The 12,467-nt window shown below is 42.4% G+C and carries 10 protein-coding genes; 5 read left to right on the top strand and 5 right to left on the bottom strand.

What is annotated here, in order from left to right:
• The first annotated feature begins 206 nt into the window (after window positions 1-206).
• Both serB and BLW31_RS11530 read left to right on the top strand, forming a co-directional pair.
• Window positions 207-1,436 (top strand): phosphoserine phosphatase SerB, encoded by a 1,230-nt coding sequence (gene serB, locus BLW31_RS11525; protein WP_010538058.1) that lies wholly within the window; start codon window positions 207-209, stop codon window positions 1,434-1,436.
• Between the two features lie 47 nt (window positions 1,437-1,483).
• Window positions 1,484-2,752 carry a DEAD/DEAH box helicase gene (locus tag BLW31_RS11530; protein ID WP_010538059.1) on the top strand — a complete coding sequence of 423 codons (1,269 nt, stop codon included), beginning with the start codon at window positions 1,484-1,486 and terminating at the stop codon, window positions 2,750-2,752.
• Between the two features lie 12 nt (window positions 2,753-2,764).
• Here BLW31_RS11530 and BLW31_RS11535 read toward each other — a convergent pair whose 3' ends face one another.
• The 3 genes from BLW31_RS11535 to rfbC are packed head-to-tail and all read right to left on the bottom strand — an operon-like array spanning window position 2,765 to window position 5,481.
• Window positions 2,765-3,562: a DUF4738 domain-containing protein gene (locus BLW31_RS11535; protein ID WP_010538060.1), complete on the bottom strand. Its 798-nt coding sequence runs from the start codon at window positions 3,560-3,562 to the stop codon at window positions 2,765-2,767.
• Between the two features lie 37 nt (window positions 3,563-3,599).
• On the bottom strand, window positions 3,600-4,913 hold the full coding sequence (locus BLW31_RS11540) for a UDP-glucose dehydrogenase family protein (RefSeq protein ID WP_010538061.1): 1,314 nt from the start codon (window positions 4,911-4,913) through the stop codon (window positions 3,600-3,602).
• A gap of 19 nt (window positions 4,914-4,932) precedes the next feature.
• Window positions 4,933-5,481: a dTDP-4-dehydrorhamnose 3,5-epimerase gene (rfbC, locus tag BLW31_RS11545; RefSeq protein WP_010538062.1), complete on the bottom strand. Its 549-nt coding sequence runs from the start codon at window positions 5,479-5,481 to the stop codon at window positions 4,933-4,935.
• Window positions 5,482-5,570: 89 nt separating this feature from the next.
• Between rfbC and BLW31_RS11550 the strand changes: the two genes are divergently transcribed.
• Together BLW31_RS11550 and BLW31_RS11555 are read left to right on the top strand one after the other, a co-directional pair.
• The gene (locus tag BLW31_RS11550) at window positions 5,571-6,647 is read left to right on the top strand and encodes an HU domain-containing protein (protein ID WP_010538063.1); all 1,077 of its coding nucleotides are present in this window, start codon (window positions 5,571-5,573) and stop codon (window positions 6,645-6,647) included.
• A gap of 15 nt (window positions 6,648-6,662) precedes the next feature.
• Window positions 6,663-7,196, top strand: a complete 534-nt coding sequence (locus BLW31_RS11555) for an FHA domain-containing protein (RefSeq protein WP_008765683.1) — start codon at window positions 6,663-6,665, stop codon at window positions 7,194-7,196.
• 80 nt (window positions 7,197-7,276) lie between these two features.
• Here the strand turns inward: BLW31_RS11555 and BLW31_RS11560 are convergent, their stop codons facing one another.
• Complete coding sequence (locus BLW31_RS11560; protein ID WP_010538064.1) at window positions 7,277-8,716, bottom strand: tagaturonate reductase; 1,440 nt, start codon at window positions 8,714-8,716, stop codon at window positions 7,277-7,279.
• Window positions 8,717-8,742: 26 nt separating this feature from the next.
• Window positions 8,743-9,810 (bottom strand): LacI family DNA-binding transcriptional regulator, encoded by a 1,068-nt coding sequence (locus BLW31_RS11565; RefSeq protein WP_010538065.1) that lies wholly within the window; start codon window positions 9,808-9,810, stop codon window positions 8,743-8,745.
• 199 nt (window positions 9,811-10,009) lie between these two features.
• Here BLW31_RS11565 and uxaC point away from each other — a divergent pair, with 199 nt between their 5' ends.
• Window positions 10,010-11,416, top strand: coding sequence for a glucuronate isomerase (uxaC, locus tag BLW31_RS11570; protein ID WP_010538066.1), 1,407 nt, complete (start codon window positions 10,010-10,012; stop codon window positions 11,414-11,416).
• Window positions 11,417-12,467: the final 1,051 nt, after the last annotated feature.

Raw genomic sequence — 12,467 nt, forward strand, 5'->3', positions numbered from 1 at the left:
CGTTGTCTTTTCAGGCATCAGGCGAAGAGGAATCCGCTGATTATCAGTGCCTTTAATTTTGAAACCGGGTGCAAAGGTAAGTAATTATTAAACTAACTTCCAAAAAAACAAGCAATTTTCTTACTTTTTGGGTGTAACTTTTTATGTTATTTAGCATAAAAACGAACTTTTTTCCCTACTTTTGCAGCGTTAAAGTCTATTTTCTTATGCAACCATCAAATACTGAATTGATTCTGATTCGAGTCACCGGCGAAGATCGTCCGGGACTTACCGCTTCCGTGACTGAAATACTTGCCAAGTACGACGCTACTATCCTCGATATCGGGCAGGCAGACATTCATAATACATTATCATTAGGTATTCTCTTCAGAAGCGAAGAAAGACATTCCGGGTTCATTATGAAAGAGTTGCTGTTTAAGGCATCTTCATTGGGAGTTACCATTCGTTTCGAACCAATAGGTACCGATCAGTATGAGAACTGGGTAGGAATGCAGGGAAAAAACCGCTATATCCTGACGGTATTGGGTCGTAAACTTTCTGCCCGCCAGATTTCTGCTGCCACCCGCGTATTAGCAGAACAAGGCTTGAACATTGATGCTATCAAGCGTCTGACGGGCCGTATCCCTTTGGATGAAGATAAAACAGATACCCGGACCCGTGCTTGCATCGAGTTCTCCGTACGCGGTACTCCCAAAGACCGTATCGCTATGCAGGAACGGCTCATGCAACTGGCAAGCGAACAGGAAATGGACTTTTCTTTCCAACAGGATAATATGTACCGGCGTATGCGCCGTCTGATCTGCTTCGATATGGACTCCACTCTGATTGAAACAGAAGTAATTGACGAGCTGGCTATCCGGGCAGGCGTAGGTGATGAAGTAAAAGCAATCACAGAAAGCGCTATGCGTGGAGAAATAGATTTTACCGAAAGTTTCACCCGTCGTGTCGCCCTATTAAAGGGACTGGACGAATCTGTCATGCAGGAAATAGCTGAAAGCCTTCCTATTACGGAAGGCGTAGACCGCCTGATGTATGTACTGAAAAAGTATGGATACAAAATTGCTATCCTCTCCGGAGGTTTTACTTATTTCGGTCAGTACCTGCAAAAGAAATACGGCATAGACTACGTATATGCAAACGAACTGGAAATAATAGACGGCAAATTAACCGGACGTTATTTGGGAGATGTAGTGGATGGCAAACGGAAAGCCGAACTCCTCCGTCTGATTGCTCAGGTAGAAAAAGTAGATATAGCCCAGACGATAGCCGTTGGAGATGGTGCCAATGACCTCCCTATGCTGGGAATCGCCGGACTGGGAATTGCATTCCATGCCAAGCCCAAAGTAGTGGCAAATGCCAAACAATCCATCAATACGATCGGCCTTGACGGAGTGCTCTATTTCCTGGGATTCAAAGATTCTTATTTGAATATGTAATTGAGACCAAAAATTATTTTATCTTTGTCGACAAATAAAAAGAAGTGATGAAGTTTTCCGAACTAGAACTAAATGCAAATGTGCTTGATGCACTTGACGCCATGCGATTTGACGAGTGCACGCCTATACAGGAGCAAGCAATTCCAATCATACTAGAGGGTAAAGATTTGATAGCAGTTGCACAGACAGGCACTGGTAAAACAGCGGCATTCCTGTTGCCTATATTGAATAAATTATCTGAAGGAGGACATCCTGAAGATGCTATCAACTGTGTCATCATGTCTCCTACCCGTGAATTGGCGCAGCAAATTGACCAGCAGATGGAAGGCTTCTCCTACTTTATGCCCGCATCGAGCGTTGCCGTATACGGCGGAAATGACGGCATTCTTTTCGAACAACAGAAAAAAGGACTTACACTTGGCGCAGATGTAGTAATTGCTACTCCCGGACGACTGATAGCCCATTTAAGCCTTGGATATGTAGACCTCTCCAAGGTTTCTTATTTTATATTGGACGAAGCAGACCGTATGCTTGATATGGGATTTTATGAAGATATCATGCAAATCGTAAAATACTTGCCGAAAGAACGACAGACAATCATGTTCTCGGCAACTATGCCTGCCAAAATACAGCAACTGGCAAAAACCATCCTGAACAATCCGGCAGAAATCAAACTTGCCGTTTCAAGGCCGGCAGACAAAATCATTCAGGCAGCCTACGTATGTTACGAGAACCAGAAATTGGGTATCATACGCAGTCTCTTCACTGACGAAGTGCCCGAACGTGTTATTATCTTCGCTTCCTCCAAAATCAAAGTCAAAGAAGTAACAAAGGCCTTGAAAATGATGAAGCTGAATGTAGGAGAAATGCATTCCGATCTTGAACAAGCGCAACGCGAGGTTGTCATGCACGAATTCAAGGCAGGAAGAATCAATATTCTGGTAGCTACGGATATTGTTGCCCGTGGTATCGACATCGACGACATCCGTCTGGTTATCAATTTTGATGTACCGCATGACAGCGAAGACTATGTACACCGCATCGGACGTACGGCACGTGCCAATAATGACGGAGTAGCCCTTACTTTTGTCAGTGAGAAAGAACAAAGTAACTTCAAATCCATCGAGAACTTCCTTGAAAAAGAAATATATAAAATTCCCGTTCCTGCCGAATTAGGAGAAGCTCCGGAATATAAACCCCGTTCCTACAATAATAAGAGAGGTGATAACTCTAAAAGAAGAAACTTCGGAGGAAAAAGGAATAACAACAATGGAAGAAAAAACAATAACCGTCCCTCTTCTCCCGTAAGAAGCTAAAAAACACTCGTTTTATTTAGTCGGTGTAATAGCCAGTTCACCACTAAAACTGACGGTTAAATTTGCTATACTGTAAATAGAACTTTCCGGAATGGATAAAACAGCCTGATAAAGGAAACCATTCCGGTCTACCTTTACAAACTTAGTATCTGACAAAATTGCCTGTATCAGAAAATCTGCAGGAACTACATTTTCAAACATCTGTTTGGTTATATCACTGGCAAACAAGCTTTTCTTGCCTTCATATACGCAAATGTGCATCACATTATCGTAGTACACATTATCCATGCTAATGCCATCTTCGGTATATATAGTTTTGACAACCCTCATTTTAGAAGGATTGATATACACATAAGCACGATAACGGTTGCCATTATAGTTTACAACACTATCACGTTTCGTCACCTCCGTATATGTAGGGATAATCATTTCCTGACCGACAAATGCCAGCGAATCATTAGGATCTTCCGACTTATGCAATCTGATCATATTATCTGTAATCGAGTGAAACCAGAAAATATGTTCCCCCTGCTTATCAATCTTATAATAAGTAGTATCATTGCCATAAGTATAAAGAGTATCCCGTATGATTTTAAATGTAATAGGAGCGCTCTGTGCATCTGCATAATAGATAGTGTCCCCTTCTATACGCATCAACGGGCTCTCAGTCTCATCATCCAGCCAGATTCCTTGCAGCAGTTCTTTCGCACTCAAATCCTCCTCTTGCCTGGAGGAAGAGTGCGGGTTCTTACTACTATTGCATGCTGCGAGCAAGATCGCTACTAACGATATCGCTACAAATTTTGTCATTCGTCTAAATTTTGTGTATAAAGATACTCTAATTATCTTATTTACCAATACATGAATAAATAAATCCGAGCTCTTCCATTTCTTTTTTATCATAGATATTGCGTCCGTCCAACACAATCTGCTGATTCATAGTCTTTTTGACCACAGCCCAAGAAGGCAGACGAAATTCCTTCCATTCGGTGATTAGCATCAAAACATCGGCATCAAGCACTGCATCATACATATCACGGGCGTAATATATAACATCACCGATACGGCGTTTACATTCATCCATTGCAGCAGGATCGTATGCACGTACCTGACAGCCTGCCTTCAGAAGTTTATCAATTAAGACCAATCCCGGGGCCTCACGCATATCATCCGTTTCCGGCTTAAATGCCAATCCCCACAAAGCAATGGTCTTACCTTTCAGTTCACCATTAAACTGCTTCATCAACTTATCAAACAACACGCTTTTCTGCGCCTCATTTACTTCTTCCACTGCACGAAGTACACGCATCGTATATCCATTTTGCTCGGCAGTCTTTATCAGCGCCTTCACGTCTTTAGGGAAGCAGGAACCGCCATATCCGATACCCGGATACAAAAACTTACGTCCGATACGGGTATCAGAACCAATACCGCTACGCACCATATTCACATCGGCACCTACCAATTCACACAAGTTTGCGATGTCATTCATAAAACTGATACGGGTAGCCAACATTGAGTTAGCTGCATATTTCGTCATCTCAGCTGATGGAATATCCATGAAAATAACACGGAAGTTGTTCAATAAAAACGGCTTATACAGTTTCGACATCAACTTCTCCGCACGGGCAGACTCTACTCCCACTACCACACGGTCCGGACTCATAAAGTCACTGATGGCATTTCCTTCTTTCAGAAATTCAGGATTGGAAGCCACATCAAATTCAATGGTAACCCCTCTTTTATCCAGTTCTTCCTGGATGGCAGCACGAACTCTGCGCGCAGTACCCACAGGAACCGTGCTTTTCGTCACCACCAACTTATACTGATTCATATGACGACCGATTGTACGGGCAACTTCCAGTACATAGCTCAAATCAGCACTACCATCTTCGTCCGGAGGTGTACCGACAGCACTGAATATGACTTCCACATCATTGAGACAACTCTCCAGTGAAGTCGTAAATTTCAGTCTTTTTGCCTTTACATTGCGAAGCACCATTTCTTCCAGTCCATTCTCATAGATTGGAATCACTCCCTTCTGCAAAGATTCTATTTTTTCGCTATTCGTATCTACACAAGTTACGTTTACACCAATTTCAGCAAAACATGTTCCGGTAACCAAACCAACATAACCGGTTCCGACAATCGCTATTTTCATATCTATCGTTTGTTAGAGTTTATTCAAAATATACAGCATCTCTGAAAGCCATCCCCTCTTTATCCTTGGGCGACAAAAGCAGTTGCGATTCCCCAAGCATCCAGTCGATAGCCAACGTTTCATCATTATATAATATAGACGCTTCCGCTTGCGGAGCATATTTATTGTCTACCTTATACATAAACACAGCTTCTTCGCTCAACACCACAAAGCCATGAGCAAAACCACGGGGAATAAAAAACTGCCTTTTATTTTCTTCACTGAGCAACGCGCTGACATGTTTTCCAAAAGTCGGTGACGACCGGCGCAAATCGACTGCCACATCCAGCACCTCTCCTTTCAGAACACGGACCAGCTTAGCCTGACTGTATTCTCCTTTCTGATAGTGCAGTCCTCTCAACACACCAAAAGACGATTTTGATTCATTATCCTGCACAAAGTTTACCGGACCGATTTCCGCCTCAAACTCATCTTTCTTAAAGGCTTCCATAAAGTAGCCCCGCTCATCAGAATAAACGTTGGGTTCTATCAGCCACACCCCATCTATTTCTGTCTGTATATAGTTCATCGCTAGTAGTAATAAGTAAAACAGTGCAAAAGTAGTGATTTTTTCGAAGTTTTCTGGGATATATTCAATTAATCTCTTAATTTTGCACTATGATTGAATTAGCACAACACATAGAGGCTCTGTTGTTAGAGAACGATTGCGTAATCGTTCCTAATTTTGGCGGATTCGTAGCTCACTACGCTCCTGCAACCTATGTAAAAGAAGAAAATCTTTTTTTACCTCCCACACGTATCATCGGTTTCAATTCTCAATTAAAACTGAACGACGGTGTGTTGGTACAGTCCTATATGTCTGCGCATGATACCAGCTTTGCCGATGCCACCCGCATGGTAGAAAAAGAAGTGGACGCATTGATCGGGCTTCTTCACGAAGAAGGAAAAGCCCATCTGGAAAATGTGGGTGAAATTCACTATAACATTTACGGGAATTACGAATTCACTCCTTATGACCATAAGATAACCACTCCTTCTTTATATGGACTGGATTCTTTTGAAATGCGGGAGCTCTCTACACTACAACGGAAAGAAAGAGTATTAGTACCAGCCAATCTGACGAAAGAAAAGAAAACATACGAGATCAGCATCAGCCGTACCCTTCTTCGTAATGCTGCGGCAATGATTGCCGTTATCGTTATGTTCTTTGCTTTCTCGACTCCTGTAGAGAACACGTATGTAGAAAAAAACAATTATGCCCAACTGTTACCCGGTGAGCTTTTTGAGCAAATCGAAAAACAATCGGTCGCAGTAACCCCTGTCTCCGTAGTGGCCAAGCATAATCCCCAAAATGCAGCAACTTCTCAGACGAAGAAAGTTAGCGTAGATAAACCTAGAACTTCAAAACCTATCGCCGTAAAAGAAATCAAGGTTGCTAAACAGGAAACAGCACCGGCTACACCGGCAGTGGCAACTCCGGCAACACCTTCGGTTCAACCGCAAGCCAGCCATCCCTTCCATATTATTGTAGCAGGGGGAATTGGTTTGAAAGATGCTGAAGCAATGGCAGAACAATTAAAGGCAAAAGGATTTGCCGAAGCGAAAGCCTTAAACAGTGACGGCAAGATACGTGTCAGCATCCGTTCCTTTGAAAATCGCGAAGAAGCTACCAGACAATTGCTGGAACTTAGAAAAAACGAAACTTATAAGAATGCCTGGTTACTGGCAAAATAAATCCCCTTTTAAAGCATGAAACGAGTTCTTTGTCCTAAATGTGAGAATTACCTTTTTTTTGATGAAACTAAATACAGCGAAGGCCAATCGCTTGTATTCGAATGCGAACATTGCGGCAAACAATTCAGCATCCGCCTGGGAAAGAGTAAAGTAAAAGCCCTGAGAAAGGAAGAGAATCTGGAAGAAGAAGCTGAAGCTCATAAAGAAGAATTCGGATATATTACGGTGATTGAAAACGTGTTTGGTTTCAAGCAAGTGCTTCCGCTGCAAGAAGGCGACAATGTAATAGGCCGCCGTTGCGTAGGCACCGTTATCAATACACCGATTGAAAGCGGCGATATGAGTATGGACAGAAGACACTGCATCATCAATGTAAAGCGCAACAAGCAAGGAAAGCTTGTCTACACCTTACGGGATGCCCCCAGCCTTACAGGTACCTTTCTTATGAACGAAATTCTGGGAGATAAAGACCGTGTCCGTATGGAAGACGGAGCAATCGTAACCATCGGAGCCACTACATTTATTCTTCACACTGCTGAAGCCGAATAATTAAGCTATCTCACCCCGATAAAATAAAATAGCGTCACCGTTCAAGCAACAGTGACGCTATTATTATATGATATGACTAATTAAAGAATCCCCTTTACTGTTTCAAGCATACCTTTTTCCTGAATAGAGTCCAGATCAGCCTTCACAGCTTCTGTCAGTCCCGGAACCTGATTCAGATCTTCACCCCAGATAAACTCTGCAGCCAGCACACCTTCCGCAACCTTCTTCGTGCAACCGGTAGCCCAGAGTTCCTTCAACAGGTTCATGATTTCAGGAGCATCATTCGGCACAATTTCAGCACCATCCGCACGCACACCACCTTTATAATAAGTGATAATAGCAGCCAATCCAAGTACCAATCCTTTCGGAAGTTCGCCTTTGCGTTCCAGATAAGTCTTCAATCCCGGAAGATCACGAGTCTCATATTTCGGGAATGAGTTCAGCATAATGCTTGTTACCGCATGATCGACGAATGGATTGTTAAAACGTTCCAATACATCCTCTGCAAACTTCTTCACTTCATCTTTCGGAAGATTCAATGTTTCCATCAGTTCATCAAACATCACTTTGTGGATGTACTTGCCGATTACTTCATGCTGACAAGCATCACGTACAATATTCACACCCGACAAGTACGCTACCGGAGAAAGAACAGTATGAGGGCCATTGAGCAATGTTACTTTGCGTTCGTGATAAGGAGCTTCCGACGGTACGAACAATACATTCAGTCCTGCCTTATCAGCCGGGAATTCTTTAGCCACTTCCTGCGGAGCTTCAATTACCCACAAATGGAAGATTTCAGCCTGTACAACAAGGTTATCGTCATACTGTATCTTTTCTTTGATAGCATCGATATCCTTGCGGGGGAATCCCGGAACGATACGGTCTACCAGCGTTGCATATACTCCGCAAGCTTCTTCAAACCAAGTTTTGAATTCATTGCCAAGATTCCACAGGTCGATATACTGATAGATCGTTTCCTTCAGCTTGTGACCATTCAGGAAAATAAGTTCGCAAGGGAAGATTATCAATCCCTTGGTCTTGTCGCCATTAAACGTTTTGAAACGGTGATACAACAGCTGAGTCAGTTTGCCGGGATAAGATGAAGCAGGAGCATCATCAAGTTTACAAGACGGATCAAAAGCAATTCCGGCTTCTGTAGTATTCGAAATAACAAAGCGCATTTCCGGTTGCTCAGCCAGCTTCATGAATTCGTCATTCTGCGTATAAGGGTTCAATGCACGACTGATTACATCAATCATTGTCAGGCTGTTAACCACTTCTCCTTTATCCAGTCCTTGAAGGTTGACATGATACAGATCATCCTGTGCGTTCAGCATATCGACCATTCCTTTATCAATGGGTTGAACCACTACCACACTGCTGTTGAAGTCAGTCTTCTCGTTCATGTTATAAATAATCCAATCTACGAATGCGCGTAAAAAGTTACCTTCACCAAATTGGATAATACGCTCCGGACGCTGTACTTTAGGAGCTGTTTCTTTGTTTAATGCTTTCATGTTAGTTGTAATTTATAAAGTTGATATTATACAAATTCGAAATAGAAATCAATATTTTCTTTGATCATAATGTCGATAGGCATGTATTTCACCGGATCGACAGACTTCTTAAAAACGACGTGATCGCACAGAGCTTTCACTCCACAATATCCTTGCAGTCCCGGACGTTGCCCGATCAGATAATGCACATCACCGGATTTCAGCAGTTCCACATTCGCTTTCAAAAGGTCATACCCTATCAGCCCCTTCATGCTTCGTCCCGAAGTGCGGAGATATTCGCCTAACTGGTACACTCTGGAATTGAATACCACCCCAAGCGTAGCTTTCGGATGCAGCCGGAAAAATTCATCCAATGTCTTCCGGTTGTTTTCCTGATTGGACTTGTTCAGCACAACTTCATGGATCACCAGCTTTTCATACTCTTCGGTGATATAGCTCATAAATCCTGCCAAACGCCGTTGCATCTGTATTTCTGCCGGACTATTCTTATTATTACTCAAGAACAAAACCAGCTCCTGTCCTTCTCCGGCCTGGTAGTTGCGCATCAATATCTTCGCGGCAATGTATCCGCTTTTGTAGGAATCTTGCCCGATATAGGTCAGCACATTCGCTTCCTCCATATTAAAGTCAACAAAGGCATAAGCTATTTTCTTAGTTTGCAGATAGTCCGTCAAAGCCAGTGTTTCAGTTCTGAAATTAGGAGCGATCAGTACGGCATCGACATTGCTTTCTTCAACCCTGCGGCACACTTCCTGATAACTCTCCTTATCACCTTGACGGTAACAAAGATAATCCACGCTCACATTAAAAGGACGCAACTCCTGACGTGCCCGCTCGATGCCACTCACTACCGAATGCCAGTAGTCATGTTCTATATAATAAGGTATCAGGCAGATAAAGGAATATTTCTTCTTGGCAGCCAGTCCGATAGCAAATACATTAGGCTGGTAATGGATTTCGTCCAATACCTTTTGTACTTTAGCTTTGCTTTGGGGAGATACGTCACCGCGATTGTGCAGCACTCTGTCAACCGTGCCGGCGGAAACACCCGCCATACGGGCAATGTCTTTGATGGTATAGTTCTGGTCCTCCATAGTGCTAAAACTTAAATATTATAAATAATCGCTGCAAATATACGAATTATTTTGTTACTCCAAGTAAATTTTCTACTTTTGTGTTCGATAACGGTTAATAAAACTAAAACAAAGATTTACACCTATTAGCTTTAAAATCAATACTATATAGGTATAAATGCAGAAAGTAATAATTTTATATACTAAAAACACAGTAACAATGAAGAACTTCATGGATGAAAACTTCTTGCTGCAGACAGAAACTGCGCAGAAGTTGTATCACGAGCATGCGGCTAAAATGCCGATTATTGACTACCACTGTCATTTAATTCCTCAAATGGTAGCTGACGACTACAAGTTTAAGTCACTGACTGAAATCTGGCTGGGCGGCGACCATTACAAATGGCGTGCGATGCGTACCAATGGCGTAGACGAACGCTACTGTACAGGAAAAGATACCACAGATTGGGAAAAGTTCGAAAAATGGGCTGAAACAGTTCCTTATACTTTCCGCAACCCATTGTATCATTGGACACATCTGGAATTGAAGACAGCTTTCGGCATCGACAAGATTTTAAGCCCGAAAACTGCACGCGAGATTTATGACGAATGCAACGAGAAGCTGGCCCAACCGGAATATTCGGCCCGCGGAATGATGCGTCGCTATCACGTAGAGGTAGTATGTACTACTGACGACCCGATTGATTCTCTGGAATATCATATACAGACACGCGAAAGCGGTTTTGAAATCAAGATGTTGCCAACCTGGCGTCCTGACAAGGCAATGGCGGTAGAAGTTCCTGCCGACTTCCGTGCTTATGTAGAAAAGCTATCAGCAGTGAGTGGTGTGACAATCTCCAATTTTGATGATATGATTGCCGCCCTTCGCAAGCGTCACGACTTCTTTGCCGAACAAGGTTGCCGTTTGTCCGACCACGGTATTGAAGAGTTCTATGCAGAAGATTATACCGATGCAGAAATCAAAGCCATATTTAATAAGGTATATGGCGGAACTGAATTGACCAAAGAAGAAATTCTGAAATTCAAGTCTGCGATGCTGGTGATCTTCGGAGAAATGGACTGGGAAAAAGGCTGGACTCAGCAATTCCACTACGGTGCTATCCGCAATAACAATACGAAGATGTTCAAATTGCTGGGCCCTGATACAGGCTTCGACTCTATCGGCGAATTTACAACAGCCAAAGCGATGTCTAAATTCCTCGACCGTCTGAACGTTAACGGTAAGTTGACTAAGACAATCCTCTACAACCTGAATCCTTGCGCCAACGAAGTGATTGCCACTATGCTGGGCAACTTCCAGGATGGTTCGATAGCCGGCAAGATTCAGTTCGGTTCCGGATGGTGGTTCCTCGATCAAAAGGACGGTATGGAAAAACAAATGAACGCTTTATCCGTACTAGGGCTTTTGAGCCGTTTCGTAGGTATGCTAACCGATTCCCGCTCATTCCTTTCTTACCCACGTCACGAATACTTCCGCCGTACCTTGTGTAATTTGGTAGGACGTGATGTAGAGAACGGAGAAATTCCGGTATCTGAGATGGACCGCGTAAATCAGATGATTGAAGATATCAGTTATAACAATGCTAAGAACTTCTTCAAGTTCTAACATAAGAATCACTTTATAACAAATACCGCTGCCCAAGTTTAATACTCCGGACAGCGGTATTTTTGTTTGATCTCCATTTTTCTCTCTTATCGTTTCAAACACACTATTCTATTGTCACTTATCACTTTCTACGGTCAATCAACTATAAATCAATAAGATTGAAGTGACAATAAGTGGTGATAATAAGGTGATAATAGGATTTATACAAATTCATTTATCACGCTGCATTATGGCCATTAATCTTTTACCATATTGATTATCAGCACATAAGCAGAGAACAGACTCATTTGTTTCCCCAACACAAAAAACACCATTCCCGACTTAATAATTGCTTTTTGCATCGTTTTATTCTCCATAATCCCCACTAATCACCCTCTTCTTTTGCGATTAGCAAGAGATTTTTCCCATGAGCCCTTTAAAGTAATCCTCCGACGCCCGTCGAAACATATTAAGATAGCAGGTATTACAGCTAAAGCCAGTATATTTAATGCACTGACAAAGCCCGATTAATCAATTCTGTCAGATATATGCTTTCGTCTCACGTACGTGAAGCATTCGGACTACGTACATGATCCCGTCGGTTCACGTATGTAAGCCGATGGGACCATGTACATGAAACCTGTCTTTATTACTATTAAAAGGCATTAATCTAACGTACAGAAGAGATTAATAAACGGAACATTGATTATTAAATCAAGCAGGTGATTCTTATAAGGCCGGCTGGTGATTCCGGGTCAGTTCGAAACCCCGGTTGTTTTCAGATTATTTTTTTGTACGGAAATAAGCCAAATTAAAAGTAGGCAGTATCTTTATTGGGGCCGACTAAAAAGTCGTTAGTATCTTAAATCTCCTCCTTCGGGAAGGAGGGGAATTTGAGTTACTATCGATTTATGAGATTTATTCATTCCGGTATAGTATGGAGCTCAAACAGGGTTTTCGGACTGACCCATTCTCTCGGATCAATGTAAAAACCTGAGGGATTTTCATTTTATGCATATAACTTAGTAAGTCTGTATAAAAAAAATGCCTTATCTCTGACTCCTCTAAACTG

The sequence above is a fragment of the Bacteroides faecis MAJ27 genome (genome assembly GCF_900106755.1).
In the GTDB taxonomy this organism is placed as follows: Bacteria; Bacteroidota; Bacteroidia; order Bacteroidales; family Bacteroidaceae; genus Bacteroides; species Bacteroides faecis.